Source organism: Streptomyces chattanoogensis (genome assembly GCF_001294335.1).
In the GTDB taxonomy this organism is placed as follows: Bacteria; Actinomycetota; Actinomycetes; order Streptomycetales; family Streptomycetaceae; genus Streptomyces; species Streptomyces chattanoogensis.
Genome location: NZ_LGKG01000150.1, coordinates 64,504 through 80,117, shown reverse-complemented (window position 1 = coordinate 80,117; position 15,614 = coordinate 64,504). Strand labels below are relative to the sequence as shown.

Here is a 15,614-nt window from a genome sequence, read left to right as displayed (position 1 = left end):
GCCCCCGCCCCCGCACCCGCCCCGGCCCGGTCGCCGTCCCCGGCGTCCCGCTCCGGCCGCCGTACCACCGTCAGGACCAGCGTCCCGGCGCCGGCCGCCACCAGCCCGGAGATCAGCGTGATGTCCGTCAGCCCGGACACATAGGCGGCCCGGACGGCCGACGGCGGGGCGCCGGGGGCGAGAGTGTGCAGGGCATCCGCGAAGACCGTGCCGAGGACCGTGATGCCGAGGGCGAAGCCCAGTTGGCGGAAGGTGTTCACCGCGCCGCTCGCCATGCCCGCCCGCTGCGGGGGCGCCGCGCCCAGCGCCGCCGAGACCAGCACCGGCATCGCCGCACCGACACCCAGTCCGGTCACCGCGAGACCGGGGACGAGGGTGGCCCAGCCGGCGCCGTCACCGAGCAGCGCGGTGTGCAGCAGCCCGCCCGCACCGACCAGCAACAGGCCGATACCGACCGGGAGTTGGGGTGCGAGACGCTGCAGCAGCCGGCCGCCGAGCGCACCGACCAGCAGGGACATCAGCGCCAGCGGCAGCGCCGCCAGCCCCGCCTGCACCGGGTTCAGCCCCAGCACGTTCTGCGCCCACAGCCCCACGAACGTCAGATGGGGGAAGGCCGCCGCCTGGAGCAGCAGGGCCGCCGCCATCAGGACGGCGAACGACGGGCGGCGCAGCAGCCGCAGGTCCAGCAGGGGCTGCCGGACCCGCCGCTCGACGACGAGGAACGCGAGCAGGGCCATCGCCGCGCCCGCGAGCGTGACCAGCGTCCCGGTCTCCGTCCAGCCGCGCTCGCCGCCGCGCATCAGCCCGTACGTCAGCGCGCCCGCGGCAGCCGTGAAGGCCGCGGCACCCGGCCAGTCGATGCGCGCCGTGCGGTCCCCGTGGGACTCGTGGATATGGCGGGCCGTCAGGTATACGGCGATGCCGGTCAGCGGCAGATTGACGAGGAAGATCGCCCGCCAGTTCAGGTATTCGGTGAGCAGCCCGCCGAGCACGGGGCCGATGGCGGCCGCGGCGCCGCTGGTACCGCCCCAGACGCCGAACGCCACACCGCGGTCGCGGCCCTGGTAAGCGGCCGTCAGCAGCGGGGTGTTGGTGGCGAACATCGCCGCCGCGCCGATGCCCTGGACGGCGCGCGCCGCGATCAGGACGTCCGCGCCGGGGGCCAGCCCGCAGGCCAGCGAGGCGAGCGCGAAGAGGGCCAGCCCGGCCGTGTACAGCCGGCGCCGTCCGAAGAGGTCCGCGGCCGAGCCCGCCGCCATCAGCAGCGCGGCCAGTGCCAGCGCGTAGATGTCCAGCACCCACTGCTGCGCGGTGAAGGAGGCGCCCAGGCCGTCGGCTATCCGGGGCAGTGCGGTGTTCACAATCGTGACGTCGATCAGCAGCAGGAAATTGCCGAGGGTGATGGCGGCCAGGGGCCACCACTTCCCGCTGTGCTGTGTGCGGGGTCCGGACGAGGCGCTCGCGCCCATGAGGATTCCTTCGGTACGGCTACGGGGACCGGCCCACCCTCCGTCCGCCGCCCCCGTACTCCCAGCCACCGCCTTCCCGGCGGCGCAATCCGACACGCGCTAGCCTCGAACGGTGAAAACCGACACGAAGGCCGTCGGTCCCGCCGCCGGGTTCGATGCCCTCGACCGGCAGCTCATCCACGCCCTCCAGCTGGACGGCCGGGCACCCTTCAGCCGTATCGCCGCCGTGCTCGGCGTCTCCGACCAGACCGTCGCCCGCCGCTACACCCGGCACCGCGGGACCGGGGCGCTGCGGGTGCTGGGGCTGGCCGATGCGCGGGCGCTGGGCGAGGCCGAATGGCTGGTACGGGTGCAGTGCGCGCCGGATGCCGCGATGCCGGTCGCCGAGGCGATGGCGCGCCGGTCCGACACCGCCTGGGTGAGCCTGATGTCCGGCGGTACGGAGATCGGCGCCGTCTGCCGCACGGCGAGCAGCGAGCACAGCGATGTTCCCTCACCTGGTGCGGGGACGGGCCCGCGGTTGTTGCAGAAGCTGCCCCGGACGCCCAGCGTCGTCGGCATCACCGCGCACTGTCTGCTGCATGAGTTCTTCGGCGGCCCGCAGGGCCTGGTCAACAAGTCGGGCGCGCTGAGCGACGAGCAGATCGCCCGGCTGAGCCCGCCACCACCGGCCCCGTTACCGGCCCCGGCCGCCGCCCCCGCAGCGCTCACCGATGCCGACCGCCGGCTCTTCGACGTGCTCGGCCGCGACGGCCGTGCCCCTCTGGCCGAACTGGCCGCCGCCACCGGCTGGTCGCCCACCACCGTCCGCCGCCGCCTCGCCGAACTGCGCGCGGACGGCGTCCTGTACTACGACGTCGACTACGACCTGCGGCTCTTCGGGTACGGCGTGATGGTCGCCCTGTGGCTGTCGGTCGGTCCCGCCGAACTGGCCGCCACCGGCGAGGCGTTGGCGGCCCACCCGGAGGTCGCCTTCGCCTGCGCCACCACCGGGCCGCACAATCTCTTCGCGTCCGTGCTGTGCGAGGACGTGGGCGCGCTCTACACGTATCTGACGACGCGGGTCGCGGCGCTGCCCGGCGTACGGACGATGGAGAGCGCGCCGCGGCTGCGGGGCATCAAGGGCGCGGGGCCGTTTCCGGCCGCCGGACCGGCCGCGGCAAGGCGGCGCCGATGAAGCCCGTGCTTCCCGGACGACGTCCGCGGTGGCCCGCCCGGCCGCTCCGCCGGTCGGCGGCCTGGGCGCTGGCCTGGGTACGCAGCGCCCCCGGCACCCACATCTGGCTGCTGATCATCGGCATCACCAGCCTGGTGATCGCCTCCGCCTCCGAGGGCCTGGAGCAGTTCCTCCTCCACCGCACCAGCAGCAACATCCACGAGCTGAACGAGCATCCGCTCCCCTCGCTGCTGATCAGCGGCTTCTGGATCGAGCGCCCGGAGTCGTTCCTGCTGTACGTGGCGATGTTCGAGCTGCTGCACGCCAACGTCGAGCGCTGGCTGGGCACCTGGCGCTGGCTGCTGATCGTCGGCGCGGCGCACTGCGCCGCCACGCTCGCCAGCCAGGAACTGGTCCTGCTGGCCATCGAGGGCCACCGGCTGCCGCGCTCGATGACCCATGTCGTGGACATCGGGGTCTCCTACGGGCTGGCGGCCGCCGCCGGTGTGCTGACGTACCGGCTGCGGCCGCCCTGGTGCTACGGCTGGCTGCTCGGCGTGCTGCTGTTCTTCGGCGTCCCGCTGCTGACCGGGGCGACCTTCACCGACTTCGGGCATGCCATCGCCCTGGTCCTGGGACTGGTGGCCTGGCCGCTGACGCCGGCGGGGCGAGCGGTGCCGGACGAGGACGGCGGGGACGGGGACGAGGCCCGGCCCCCCGACCGGAGCGGCCCCCGGGGGATGCCCCGGGAGGCGCCCCGGGACATGCCCCGGGAAGGCCCTCAGGAGAGGTAGAGCCGCTCCAGCACGACCGCGATCCCGTCCTCCTCGTTGGAGGCGGTGACCTCGTCCGCGACGGCCTTCAGCTCGTCATGGGCGTTGCCCATCGCCACACCGCGCGCGGACCAGGCGAACATCGCTATGTCGTTGGGCATATCGCCGAAGGCGAGGGTGTCGGCGGCCTTGGCGCCCAGGCGGCGGGCGGCCAGGGACAGGCCGGTGGCCTTGGTCAGGCCCAGCGGCAGCAGTTCGACGATGCCGTGCCCGGAGACCATCACGCCCACCAGGTCCCCGGCGGCGGCGCGGGCGATCCGTGCCAGGGAGTCGTCGTCGAGGGTGGGGTGCTGGATGTAGACCTTGTTGAGCGGGGCCGTCCACAGCTCGGCCGGCTCGTCGATCATGACGTTGGGCAGCGGGCCTTCCTGGACGCGGTAGCCGGGGCCGACCAGCACTTCGCCCTCCAGGCCGTCCCGGCTGGCCGCCAGATGCAGCGGACCGGTCTCCGCCTCGATCTTGGACAGTGCCAGGCCGGCCAGCTGCCGGTCGAGCGTCACGGACGTCAGCAGCCGGTGTTCGCCGGCGTGGTAGAGCTGCGCGCCCTGCCCGCACACCGCGAGCCCCTGGTAGTCCAGGGCGTCGAGGATGTGCCGGGTCCAGGGCACCGAGCGGCCGGTGACGACGATATGCGCCGCGCCCGCCGCGGTGGCCGCGGCGAGCGCCGCACGGGTGCGCTCGGAGACGGATCCGTCGTGGCGCAGCAGCGTCCCGTCGAGATCCGTCGCGATGAGCTTGTAGGACGGAGCAGGCGCGCTCACCGGGCGACGGGCTCGAGGAACTCGCGGCCGCCCAGGTAGGGGCGGAGCACCTCGGGGACACGGACCGAACCGTCCGGCTGCTGGTGGTTCTCGAAGATCGCCACGATGGTGCGCGGTACGGCGCACAGCGTGCCGTTCAGCGTTGCCAGCGGCCGCACCTTCGACTTGCCGTCCTCGGTGTCGCGCACCCGGATCGACAGCCGCCGCGCCTGGAACTCGTCGCAGTTGGAGGCGGAGGTCAGCTCGCGGTACTTGCCCTGGGTCGGGATCCACGCCTCGCAGTCGAACTTGCGGGAGGCCGAGGCGCCGAGGTCACCGGTGGCGACATCGATCACCTGGAACGGCAGCTCCAGGGAGTTCAGCCACTGCTTCTCCCAGTCCAGCAGCCGCTGGTGCTCGGCCTGGGCGTCCTCCGGGGCGACGTAGGAGAACATCTCCACCTTGTCGAACTGGTGGACCCGGAAGATGCCGCGGGTGTCCTTGCCGTACGTACCGGCCTCGCGGCGGAAGCACGGCGAGAAGCCGGCGTAGCGCAGCGGGAGCTTGGCGGCGTCGAGGATCTCGTCCATGTGGTAGCCGGCGAGCGGGACCTCGGAGGTGCCGACCAGGTAGTAGTCGTCCTTCTCCAGGTGGTAGACGTTCTCGGCGGCCTGGCCGAGGAAGCCGGTGCCCTCCATGGCCTGGGGACGCACCAGTGCCGGGGTGAGCATCGGTACGAAACCGGCCTCGGTGGCCTGCGCGATGGCGGCGTTGACCAGCGCGAGCTCCAGCAGCGCGCCGATGCCCGTCAGGTAGTAGAAGCGCGAGCCGGAGACCTTGGCGCCGCGCTCGACGTCGATCGCGCCGAGCAGCTCGCCGATCTCCAGGTGGTCCTTGGGCTCGAAGCCCTCGGCGGCGAAGTCGCGGATGGTGCCGTGGGTCTCGAGGACCGCGAAGTCCTCCTCGCCGCCCACGGGGACGTCCGGGTGGACGAGGTTGCCGAGCTTGCGCAGCAGCTGCTGGGTCTCTTCCTTGGCCTCGTCCTGCGCGGCGTCGGCGGCCTTGACGGCGGCGGCCAGCTCGCCGGCCTTCTTCAGCAGCACGGCCTTTTCGTCGCCGGTGGCCTTGGGGATGAGCTTGCCGAGCGCCTTCTGCTCGGCGCGCAGCTCGTCGAAGCGGACGCCGGACGACCTGCGCCGCTCGTCGGCGGAGAGAAGCGCGTCGACAAGGGCGACGTCCTCTCCACGGGCGCGCTGGGACGCGCGCACACGGTCGGGGTCCTCACGGAGCAGGCGAAGGTCAATCACCCCACCAGGCTACCGGGGCTCTGCCCGGCGCCTCGACGTGATATTGATCCGTGTTGCAATTTGTCCGTTTTGGGTTGTTTATTCCATGCCGGAATGTGCACCCGGGACCCTCGCGCAATTACTTCCCATTGCGTTTGTCCACAGGGGCTGGGGGCTCGAAGGCCTTTATCCACAGGCTGTGTGTGAGATCTGTGGAAGTCGGAGGTGATCATTCCGGTCCCGGAATGTTCGGCTATGGATTCTTCATCCAAACCCGCTTCTCACGCTCTTTCGTGTGGGATTGCCTCGCTCTAAAGGATTGATCTCGCGAATTGTGCTGACGCGGCCGGAGTTGGGGTGCTGTGCCGGGGTGTGGAGCGCTGTGGAATGCCGTGAGATCGGTAGAGGGATTTGTCGACTCTGCCCGAATCGCGCGGCGTTCCGTGTCGACTTACCCACAGGTCGAGAACCGACCCTGTGGATAACTTTGTGGACAGTGGAAAACCGGCTGTTCAGCGGAGTTGCGACGGGAGGACGGAGTTCCGGAGGGCGGAACTCCGGATCTTCAGCTGCGCCCGTCCAGGCAGCGCGCCAGCCAGTCCGACGCCTCGGTGAATGCAGAGTCCGTCATCGTCGGCCGTACGCTCGGCGCGCCGGCGTCCGCCCGCGGATAGGAGCCGAGGAACCGCACATCGCGGCAGACCCGCCTGAGCCCCATCAGGACATCGCCGACCCGGCGGTCGGCGATATGGCCCTCGCAGTCCACCGAGAAGCAGTAGCGGCCGATGCCCTCGCCGGTCGGCCGGGACTCGATCCGCATCATGCTGACGCCGCGCACCGCGTACTCCTGGAGCAGTTCCAGCAGCGCACCGGGGTGGTCCTCGGCCAGCCACAGCACCACCGAGGTCTTGTCCGCGCCGGTGGGTGCCGCGGGCCGGGCCGGACGGCCGACCAGGACGAAGCGGGTGGCGGCGTTCTGCGCGTCGTGGATGCCGGTGACCAGCGGCTCGAGCCCGTACGTCGCCGCCGCGAACTCGCCCGCGAACGCGCCGTCGTACCGCCCCTCCTGCACCAGCCGTGCGCCGTCGGCGTTGGAGGCCGCCGACTCCCATACGGATTCCGGCAGTCGGTCCGCCAGCCACTTGCGGACCTGCGGCTGGGCGACCGGGTGCCCGGTCACCGTCTTCACATCGGTCAGCGCCGTACCGGGGCGCACCAGCAGCGCGAAGGAGATCGGCAGCAGCACCTCGCGGTAGATCATCAGCGGTTCGCCGGCGGCCAGCTCGTCGAGCGTGGTGGTCACCCCGCCCTCGACGGAGTTCTCGATCGGCACCAGCGCCGCGGCCGCCTCACCGCCGCGCACCGCGTCCAGGGCGGCGGGCACCGACACCATCGGCACCAGCTCGCGCGTCGCGGCCTCCGGGAGCGTGCGCAGGGCGGCCTCGGTGAACGTGCCCGCGGGCCCGAGATAGGTGTAGCGACTGGCCGACATGCAACGGACTCCTCGCGTCATCGCGGGGGCGCCCCGCCGATCTCTCTCTGTCTGCCACGATACCGAGCCCGTACGGGGCCCAGCGGGCGGTTTCACGGATCACCGGGCGGGCCTCCGGGCCCGCCCCGGCTCAGCCCTCCAGCAGCGGCCGGCCCACGTAGTCACCGGCCTCGGCCGCGGGCGGCACCGCATACAGCCCGCTCGCCTCGTGCCGCAGGAACGCCGACAGCGCGTCCCCGCGGTCCAGCTTGCGCTGGATCTGGGTGAAGGCGCGCAGCGGATCGGCCTGCCAGCAGACGAAGAGCAGTCCCGCGTCCGGGGCCCCGTCCTCGCGGAACCCGTCATGGAAGGAGAACGGGCGGCGCAGCATCGCCGCGCCCTGGTTGGACTCCGGCGCCGCGACCCGGGCGTGCGCATTGGCGGGGATGACGGGCAGCCCGTCGGCGCCGTTGGCGTCCAGCCGCATCGGCGTGGTCTCCGAACCGCCGGTCAGCGGCGCGCCGTTGGCCTTCCGCCGCCCTATGACCTTCTCCTGCTCGTGCAGCGAGCGCTTCTCCCACTCGTCGAGCAGCATCCGGATCCGCCGGACCACGGCGTACGAGCCGCCGCGCATCCACTCCTGGTCGGCGTCCCGTCCCACGAAGATCCGCTCGTCGAAGTCCGGGTCCGAGGGCTTGGGGTTGTTGGTGCCGTCGACCTGGCCCATGAGATTGCGGCTGGTCATCGGGTGTGCGGTGGCGCCCGGGGTGCGGTTGAAGCCGTTCATCTGCCAGCGCAGCCGCGCGGCGGTGCCGGCGTCCTTCTGGAGCGCCCGCAGCGCATGGAAGGCGACCAGCGCGTCATCGGCGCCGATCTGGATCCACAGATCGCCGTTGCTGCGCTTCGGGTCCAGCGCGTCCGCGGAGAAGTCGGGCAGCGGGTCGAGCTGGACGGGGCGGCGCTTGGTCAGGCCGGTACGGCCGAAGAAGCTGTGGCCGAGGCCGAAGGTGACGGTCAGCGACGACGGTCCCGCATCCAGTGCCACCCCGGTGTCGGCGTCCGGCCGCCGCCCGGCCATCAGCTCCTCGGCCGTCCGCGACCAGCGGCGCAGCAGTGCGGCCGCCTCCTTGCGCCCGCTGCCCGGCGCCAGGTCGAAGGCGACGAGATGGCCGCTGGCCTGCAGCGGGGTGGTGATCCCGGCCTGGTGCCGGTCCCGCGCCGGGCGGAATGCGACCTTGGTCGAGCCGATGGTGGTGAGGGCCCGGGGAGCGCTGTCATGGGTGGCGGCGGCCCCGATGGCGCCGCCCGCTCCGCCGGCGACGAGTCCGGCCGCGCCCGCCGCGCCGACGGTGCCCAGCAGGCGGCGGCGGGAGAGTTCCAAGGGGACCTGCCCGGCCGGCGCCTGCGGTTCTGGCGCCTGTGGGTCCGGCGTCCGCTTCTGCGACGTCTGCATGCTCATCAGCCGATCTTCACGTTCCTGAACTCGGTCACCTGGTCGATGTCGGAGGTCCGTACGAGCAGCGACAGCCGCCACCGCCCGGGGACCGGCAACTGGACGCCGTCCGCGCTCCAGTGGCCCTTGCCGAAGTGTTTGGGGGCGACCGGGAGCGGCCCCAGCTTCTTGTCCTTGAGGGTGAAGGAGATCTTCACCTCGGGGACATCCCGGGTCCTGCCCGACGGGTCCGAGATCCGCAGCCGGAGCGTATTGCCGCTGCCGCTGCGCCCCGGGTCGAGGTCGATGCGGGCGGTGCCCTTGCCGTGCGGGCCGCCGGTGTCGAAGGGGATGGTCAGGACCTGCGGCTGGTTGGCCGCTGCGGACCGCCCGGCGGCGCCGGTGGCCTTGACCGCCTCCTCCGTGCGGGCCGGTTCGGTGGCGGTCAGCACGGTGGTCACCGCGAGCAGGACGACGGCGACCGATGTCTCGGCCAGTACGGACCGCCGCAGCCCCAGCCGCTCCGGGTCGGCGTCCCGGATGCGCTTGGTGCGGGCGGTGCGCAACGCGACCTGCTGGCGGGCGAGTTGGGCGGCGCGGGCGGGGTCGGGGGCGGGGCCGGCTGTTTCACGTGAAACATCACCCGGATCGGTATCGGCATCCGCATCGGCATCCCCGTCCGGATCGGCGTCCGTATCGACCGGGGCGGCCTGCGTGACCTCCGCGGCCTCCCCCAGCCGCCCGGTCCACCGCCGCGACACCCACCCGATTCCGACGAGCACCACCACCAGCCCCGCCTTGAGCAGCAGCAGCCGTCCGTAGGAGGTGTCGGTCAGCGCCCGCAAGGTGCCGACCTGACGCCAGGACTGGTAGAGCCCGGTGACGACCAGGACCAGCACCGAGCCGAAGGCGATCCGCGAGAAGCGGCGGACGGCGGACCGTTCGACGGCCGGTCCCCAGTAGAGGGACACGACCAGGGCCGCCAGCCCGCCGAGCCAGGCGGCGACGGCGAGCAGATGCAGCACATCGACCGGCATCGCGACCGCGGTCTGCAGTCCGGTCGAGGCGTGCTCGGCCATCGCCCAGGTGGCGGCGAGCCCGGCGGCGACGATCACCCCGCCGACGCCGAGCCCGAGCGCCAGGTCCTTGCGCCGCCGCGCGTCCTCGGCGGGATCGCCGTCCCCCGCCTCCTGGGCCCGCGCGTACGCCCCGAACAGCACCGCGATGAACAGCGCCGCGGCCGCGAGCAGCAGCAGCCGGGAGACCAGCGCCGCGCCCGGCTTGGTGAGCAGCACCTGCTGGAGACCGCCGAAGTCGAAGACGTCGGCGAGCCTGCCGGACCCGGTGTACGGGGCGCGCAGCAGCAGCATCGCGATGGTGGTGCCGGTCAGCACGGCCCAGCCGTACACGACCAGCCGCTGTACGGACCGCACGAGCGCGGCGGCCGGCCGGCAGGCGACGACGAAGGCCGCGCCACCGGCCAGCAGCACGAATCCGGCATAGGCGAGATAGCGGGCAATGCCGTAGAGCGCGCCCACCAGGCCGCCGCCCGCCTCCTGTTGGGGGACGGCGGCGGTGGTCTTGGAGGGTGCACCCATGGAGAAGGTGAAGGCGCCGGAGACCGGGTGGCTGTCGGCGGAGACCGCCTGCCAGGCGACGGTGTACGTACCGTCGGGGAGCCCCGGCGGCAGCCCCGCCCCGTACTTGACGACGCTGCCGCTGCACAGATTGCGCAGCTTGCCGCGGTCCACCCGCTTGCCCTTCGGGTCGAGGACGCGGAGGGAGTCGTTGCCCATGGCCACGCCCTCGGAGAAGGTCAGCGAGACCTGCTCGGGGGCGCTGTCCACCACCGACCCCTGCGCGGGGTCGCTGCCGGTCAGCGCGGCATGCGCGGAGGCCGGGGCGGCGCCGCCGAGCAGCGCGCCCAGCAGCGCGGCGACGACGGCCAGCAGGCGCAGCGCGGCGCCTCCGGTGCTCCGTCGCCGCGCGGAGCCGGTGATGGCCAAGGCCATGGTGATCGCTCCTCTACGTCTTCGGACTACGTCCTCGGGCTACTACTTCGGGCTACTTCTTCGGTACGTAGTCGCCGGCCTTCACCGGGACATCGACCTTGATCGGGTCCGAGGTGGCGAAGTGCAGCTCGATGGAGACCTTGTCGCCCTCGGCCGGCTTGTTCTTCAGGCCCATGAACATCAGGTGGTTGCCGCCGCGGCTGAGCCGGAGCTCGCCGTTCGCGGGCACGTCCAGGGACTTGACCTGCTCCATCTTCGTGCCGACCGTCTTGTGGATCGTGATGTCCTTGGACAGGTCGCTGGTGACCGAGGTCAGCTTGTCCGCGGTGCCACCGGTGTTCTTGATGACGAAGAACGCCCCGGCCATGCTCTGGGTGACCGGCTGCGGCATGTACGGGTCGGCGACCTTGAGCTGCGGTGCGCTGTCCTCGGGACCGCAGCCCGTCAGGGCGAGGCCGGCGCCGAGCGCGAGGACGGCGGCGAGGGCGGTCCGAAGGCTGGGGCGGGTGGTACGGGTGGTGCGGCGGTTCACGGGTTCTGCCCCTTGATGATCTTCGGAAGTGCCTTGGTGTAGTTGTCGGAGGTCGCCTCCTGCATGCCCATCCAGTGGATCTTGTCGTCCTTGGGGGAGGTCAGCAGTACCTGCGCGCCGTGCGTGGAGACGACATCGCCGTTCTTCTTCTTGACCGGCTTCTCGATGCCGATGTTCACGCTGCGCGCACCGTCCTGGATGGCGGAGAACTTCCCGGTCAGGCCGATGAAGTTCTTGTTGATGCCGCCGAGCCACTTCTTGAGGGCGGCGGGGGTGTCGCGCTCCGGGTCGGACGTCACGAACACCACCCGCAGATCCTTCTGCTCGGCCTTCGACAGCGGCTTGACCGCGACGGCCAGGTTGGCCATCGTCAGCGGGCACACGTCCGGGCAGTTGGTGTAGCCGAAGTAGATCAGGGTCGGGTGGCCCTTGGTCTTCTCCAGCAGGTCGTACTTCTTGCCGTCGGTGTCGGTCAGGGTGAGGTCGGGCTTCTCGATCGGCTTGTCGAGCGTGACGATCGGCTTGGAGGTGGAGCCGGAGACATCGGCGGCGGGCTTGCCGTCGTTGTTGTCGCAGGCGGTCAGGGAGAGGGCCGCGGCCGCCGCGAGGGCGGACGCGAACAGGGTCGTTCTGCGCATGGGTCCTTCTGCAAAGGGGGTAGGTGCCGGGGCCGGTGCGGGGAGAGAAGGCCACGCGCCGGCCCGGTCGGTCATCAGGCGTTGCGGCGGCGGCCGACGAGCAGGGCGTAGCCGGTTCCCACCAGGCCCGCGGCGATGCCGACGACGGCCAGCACCCGCGCCGTGGTGTCGCTGCTGCCCGCGGGCTTGGCCATGGCGTCGTCCCCGGTCTTGTCCGCGGCGCCGTTCTTGTTCGCCGCCCCGGTCGCCCCGCCGTGGTGGCCGTCACCGGTCGCCGCCGTCAGCTCGAGCACCGGCGCCGGGTTCTCCGGCTCCGGGGCGCCCTCCTTCGTCGGCTCGATCCAGCGCACGACCTCCTTGTCGTCGTACGTCTGCAGGGCCTTGAAGACGAGCTGGTCGGCGTCCTTCGGAAGCTGCCCGACGGAGACCGGGAAACGCTGGAACTGGCCGGGCGCGACGCCCTTGCCGTCCGCGGTCCAGGTGATCTTGGTGGGCGCCTCGGTGATCTTCTCGCCCTCCATCTCGATCGGCTTGGCGAGCTTGGCCTTCTTGACCTCGACCTGCCAGCCGGGCACCGCCTCCGGCATCACGGACGCCAGCGGGTGATCGGTGGGCATGGTGACCTCGACCTTCACCGTCGAGGCGTCGTCGCGCTCGTTGGGGACCTTGAATTCGACGGTGGCGAAGCTGCCCTTCTCGGCGGTGCCGGGCTGCACGCTGACGTGCGCGAAGGCCGGACCGGCGAGCAGCAGCACGCTGCCCGCGGCGACGCCGCCCACGACGGACAGACGCGAGATCTTCGACATCTTCGGCATCTTTGAAATCTTCGACATACGGGGACACTCCACGGGAAGGAAAGTGCACAGGCAAGTGCGGTGAACGGGTACTCGGGCGGCGCGTGCGGCGACGGCGCGAGAGCCCGTACCCGTCCTGTGGGAGCGTGCTTCGCGTACGTCAGGCCGCGAGGGTGACGGTGGCAGGGGCGGGCGGTCCCCGCCGGACGACACTGTGGTGGAGCGCGAGCTCCTGCGGACCGGGTTTGTCATCCCCGTACGAAACGGGGGCGCGCCGCGTGGTGTCGTGCGCCGCGCGGGGCCCGGCGAGCAGGGCGCGGACGAGCGCAAGCACCCAGCGCAGGGCACCGACCAGCGCCTGTGCCGCGACCTCACGCGCCGCCGGGGCCGACAGCCGCACCAGGCGCCACAGCGCCGCCTCACCACGCCGCAGCAGCCACCCGACGGCGAGCGCCGCGAGCAGATGACCGAGCACCATGGGCAGCGACGGCAGCAGACAGGCCGACATGACGGAGTCCGGCGGGGCGGCGTGCGGCATCAGCGGGCCGACGGCCGCGCCGCCGGACCCGCCGGGCGCGCCCATCCCGCCCGCCACCGCCGTGTCGAAGCCGCCCGACCCCAGAATCCGCCGCGCCTCCGCGCCGCCCAGCCGGCCGGTCCCCAGCCCGCAGCTGAGATGCCGGGCGATGGCGACCGCCGCCTGATCGGACAGCCCCCGGAGCCCGCCCGCGCCACCGGCCGTGCCTGCGGCGGGCATCGCCATCGGGTGCTGGCCCAGCGCGAACACGGCGTGCAGCGCGAGCTGGCCCACCGCGAGCCCGGCGGCGATCCCCGGCAGCGAGCGTTCCCGCCCGGCCAGCGGGGCCGCGACGGCGAACACGGCGGCGCAGGCGACGCCCAGCGTCCACAGCGGGACGGCGGCGAATGAGGCCATCATGTGCCCGGCCGCGGACAGCACGACACAGACCGCGGTGAAGACCGCGGCCCTCAGCAGCCGCAGATCGGCGGCTGCGCGCGTGGTGGGGGCGTGCGGGGCAGACATGGCGGCGACATCATCCCACTGCCCGCACCGGCCGCCCACGGCAGGGCGGCGCCCGGTTCCGCGCCAAGGGGGCGGAACCGGGGCCCGCCGGGGCGCGCAGGGGCGCGCGGGGGTCGGTACGCCCCCACCCGTGCGCTCGTTGCCCGCCTCCGCCGAATGAGCGGCGTCACGTCCCGGGCAGGCTTACGGACCTTGGGGTGCGGCAATAGGTAACGGTATGTCTAGCGGTGGCCAGGAGGCTGGAGCGATGAGCATCTGGTGGTCCCTCCAACTGCGACGCGAGGCCGCGAGCGTGCCGCTCGCCCGCCGTCTGCTGCTGGGCACGATGGAGACCGCGGGCGTCGATCCGGACATCTGCTACGACCTGTCCGTCGCCCTCTCCGAGGCCTGCGCCAACGCCGTGGAACACGGCGGCGACGCCGCCGACGGGGACTACCGCGTCACCGCCTTCATCGACGGCGACACCTGTCGCATCGAGGTCACCGACTCCGGCCCCGGCTTCCGCCCCGCACAGCCCCCGGACCGCTCCCCGACGGACCGCACCCCCGCCCCCGCCCCCGTACCCACCCTCGCGCAGGCCCCCGCGGACGCCGAGGACGGCCGGGGCCTCTTCCTGATCGAGGCCCTCACCGACCACGTCCGCTACCGCAACCGCACCGGCAGACGCGGCGCCGTGGTCAGCTTCGACAAGATCCTCAAGTGGCGGGAGGGCGCGGCGCTGCCGATGGCGTCGTGAGGGGTTCACAGCGGGCCTCACGAGTACACATCACGAGTGGGCCTCGGGTGCGTGTCCGTACGCCGCAACGTCAACGAAATCCGCTTCATTACGGCTGCTCCGGGTAGGACTCTTCCGGGCGTTGAGACGACTCGACGAGGCGGGGGCCAACAGATGAGCAGTACGTCATTGCCGCAGCCGGATGGCACTGAGGGCGGGGCGCATGACTCTGCACGGGACCGTCCCAAGGTGAAGCGGATTGCACTCAAGCCGCCTGCCCCCGGAGCTCTGCCCGAGCGAGAGCGGGAGCGCTACGCCGATGAGCGGCCCGACCCGCACGCCTCGTTACGCAAGCAAGTCGGCCGAGGTGAGCAGATCGCCACACCCGGAGGAAAACAGCAGAGCGGGGACCGGGACATCCACGACGAAGAATGGCGCGCCCACGACAGTCGTGGTCCCTATGGCCAACGACGTCGCCGTAGGAACTGAGTCGAGAGGCCCCGGTGGTGATCCAGGGACCGGCTAAGCTCACGGCGTGGTGACGGCCTGGTCGACCTCCGGCATGTCGCGGGTCCGCTCAACGGCGGGTCCGCTGCGGGTGTTCTGGGTGGCCATGGTTCTCTTCGGCCTCGTGTACGCCCATGGTGCGAGCGCCGAGGGCGTGAGGGGTCATCTCGTCGCGAGTGCGGCTGCGCCTACGACGGCTGCCGCCCCGAGCCTCGCGCACGAAGAGCATGAAGAGGCGGCGCCTGCTCACCACGACGGGGGACATGGCGGTGCGTCCCATGCGGCGGAGGAGTGCCTGCCGGGTAAGCCGCAGCAGGGCCCCGGGCTGGGAGCTCCCTGTGCTTCCCCGCTGGAGGGGGAGCGGGCCCTTGCCGCGCAGCCGTTCGGTGCCGGGAGCGGGGCCGGCAAGGCATTGGCCGCGCCTGCGCTGAGGGCTCCCACAGGATCGGCCGTGCTGCGGATCTAGATCCGGCGACTCGTCACCGGCCGTCGACGCCCGGCCTTCCTCGGATTCCCTGAGCCCCTCGATTCCCCGGGTTCCCCGGATTTCCCGAGCCGGCAGCCGCCTGCTGCCAGGGCTTCGATGCGCCGGTCACCGGCGTCCGACCTCCCGTAACCGTGCTCCGGCACGGAACGCGGTGGTCGCACCCGGCGCCGTCCAGCGATCTCGCCCACCCTCGGCTCGCCGTCTCCGGCCTGCCGTCCGGAAGACGCTCCGCGGAGGAACTGTGCCGTTCCGCCCCCGTATCCACCCCACCTCTCCCGCCCCGCCGTGGCACTCTCGGCTTCTCGCGCTCGTGCTGGGCGGCCTGCTGCTGATCGCCTTCGACTGCGCGCCGCTCCTGCACGGTCCCGGCCATGCTCACGCCGCTGCCCCTTCGGTGTCCGCAACTGCCCTCGCCCAAGCGCCCGATGCGTCCGCTGTCGGTGCATCCTGTTCGGCGCTCGGGCATGACGCCGGACTCGGAAACCGGCAGCCCGCGCCCG

At 72.2% G+C, this 15,614-nt stretch carries 13 protein-coding genes; 3 read left to right on the top strand and 10 right to left on the bottom strand.

The window, feature by feature from the left end; genetic code table 11:
- On the bottom strand, positions 1 to 1,469 hold a 1,469-nt coding region (locus ADL29_RS25365; RefSeq protein WP_053925907.1), incomplete at its 3' end, for an MFS transporter.
- Between the two features lie 112 nt (positions 1,470 to 1,581).
- Between ADL29_RS25365 and ADL29_RS25360 the strand changes: the two genes are divergently transcribed.
- Positions 1,582 to 2,646, top strand: a complete 1,065-nt coding sequence (locus tag ADL29_RS25360; RefSeq protein WP_053925906.1) for an Lrp/AsnC family transcriptional regulator — start codon at positions 1,582 to 1,584, stop codon at positions 2,644 to 2,646.
- The gene (locus tag ADL29_RS25355; protein ID WP_053925905.1) at positions 2,643 to 3,419 is read left to right on the top strand and encodes a rhomboid-like protein; all 777 of its coding nucleotides are present in this window, start codon (positions 2,643 to 2,645) and stop codon (positions 3,417 to 3,419) included. The genes ADL29_RS25360 and ADL29_RS25355 overlap by 4 nt, the downstream gene beginning before the upstream one ends.
- Here the strand turns inward: ADL29_RS25355 and ADL29_RS25350 are convergent.
- From ADL29_RS25350 to ADL29_RS25310, 9 genes are all read right to left on the bottom strand, one after another.
- On the bottom strand, positions 3,407 to 4,219 hold the full coding sequence (locus ADL29_RS25350) for an HAD family hydrolase (protein ID WP_046926993.1): 813 nt from the start codon (positions 4,217 to 4,219) through the stop codon (positions 3,407 to 3,409). The genes ADL29_RS25355 and ADL29_RS25350 overlap by 13 nt on opposite strands.
- On the bottom strand, positions 4,216 to 5,505 hold the full coding sequence (gene serS, locus ADL29_RS25345) for a serine--tRNA ligase (protein ID WP_046926992.1): 1,290 nt from the start codon (positions 5,503 to 5,505) through the stop codon (positions 4,216 to 4,218). The genes ADL29_RS25350 and serS overlap by 4 nt, the downstream gene beginning before the upstream one ends.
- A gap of 544 nt (positions 5,506 to 6,049) precedes the next feature.
- Positions 6,050 to 6,976, bottom strand: coding sequence for a prephenate dehydratase (gene pheA, locus ADL29_RS25340; protein WP_053925904.1), 927 nt, complete (start codon positions 6,974 to 6,976; stop codon positions 6,050 to 6,052).
- A 130-nt stretch (positions 6,977 to 7,106) separates the two neighbouring features.
- On the bottom strand, positions 7,107 to 8,414 hold the full coding sequence (gene efeB, locus ADL29_RS25335) for an iron uptake transporter deferrochelatase/peroxidase subunit (protein WP_078971275.1): 1,308 nt from the start codon (positions 8,412 to 8,414) through the stop codon (positions 7,107 to 7,109).
- A complete protein-coding gene (locus tag ADL29_RS25330; RefSeq protein WP_053925903.1) occupies positions 8,414 to 10,399 on the bottom strand; it encodes a copper resistance CopC/CopD family protein in 1,986 nt (661 codons plus the stop codon). Before ADL29_RS25330 ends, efeB begins: the two co-directional genes overlap by 1 nt.
- A gap of 52 nt (positions 10,400 to 10,451) precedes the next feature.
- A complete protein-coding gene (locus tag ADL29_RS25325) occupies positions 10,452 to 10,931 on the bottom strand; it encodes a copper chaperone PCu(A)C (RefSeq protein ID WP_053925902.1) in 480 nt (159 codons plus the stop codon).
- Positions 10,928 to 11,569 carry an SCO family protein gene (locus ADL29_RS25320; protein WP_053925901.1) on the bottom strand — a complete coding sequence of 214 codons (642 nt, stop codon included), beginning with the start codon at positions 11,567 to 11,569 and terminating at the stop codon, positions 10,928 to 10,930. The genes ADL29_RS25325 and ADL29_RS25320 overlap by 4 nt, the downstream gene beginning before the upstream one ends.
- Positions 11,570 to 11,643: 74 nt before the next feature.
- Complete coding sequence (locus ADL29_RS25315) at positions 11,644 to 12,402, bottom strand: YcnI family copper-binding membrane protein (RefSeq protein WP_053925900.1); 759 nt, start codon at positions 12,400 to 12,402, stop codon at positions 11,644 to 11,646.
- 121 nt (positions 12,403 to 12,523) lie between these two features.
- Positions 12,524 to 13,405: a hypothetical protein gene (locus tag ADL29_RS25310; protein WP_053925899.1), complete on the bottom strand. Its 882-nt coding sequence runs from the start codon at positions 13,403 to 13,405 to the stop codon at positions 12,524 to 12,526.
- A gap of 247 nt (positions 13,406 to 13,652) precedes the next feature.
- On the opposite strand from ADL29_RS25310, the gene ADL29_RS25305 reads away from it, so the two are divergent.
- Positions 13,653 to 14,141: an ATP-binding protein gene (locus ADL29_RS25305; protein WP_053925898.1), complete on the top strand. Its 489-nt coding sequence runs from the start codon at positions 13,653 to 13,655 to the stop codon at positions 14,139 to 14,141.
- Positions 14,142 to 15,614 lie beyond the last annotated feature (1,473 nt).

Bases quoted from the DNA above. Each gene is read 5' to 3' on its own strand.
- ADL29_RS25355 (WP_053925905.1), top strand. From the start codon at position 2,643: ATGAAGCCCGTGCTTCCCGGACGACGTCCGCGGTGGCCCGCCCGGCCG.
- pheA (WP_053925904.1), bottom strand. From the start codon at position 6,976: ATGTCGGCCAGTCGCTACACCTATCTCGGGCCCGCGGGCACGTTCACC.
- efeB (WP_078971275.1), bottom strand. From the start codon at position 8,414: ATGAGCATGCAGACGTCGCAGAAGCGGACGCCGGACCCACAGGCGCCA.
- ADL29_RS25330 (WP_053925903.1), bottom strand. From the start codon at position 10,399: ATGGCCTTGGCCATCACCGGCTCCGCGCGGCGACGGAGCACCGGAGGC.
- ADL29_RS25320 (WP_053925901.1), bottom strand. From the start codon at position 11,569: ATGCGCAGAACGACCCTGTTCGCGTCCGCCCTCGCGGCGGCCGCGGCC.
- ADL29_RS25315 (WP_053925900.1), bottom strand. From the start codon at position 12,402: ATGTCGAAGATTTCAAAGATGCCGAAGATGTCGAAGATCTCGCGTCTG.
- ADL29_RS25310 (WP_053925899.1), bottom strand. From the start codon at position 13,405: ATGTCTGCCCCGCACGCCCCCACCACGCGCGCAGCCGCCGATCTGCGG.
- ADL29_RS25305 (WP_053925898.1), top strand. From the start codon at position 13,653: ATGAGCATCTGGTGGTCCCTCCAACTGCGACGCGAGGCCGCGAGCGTG.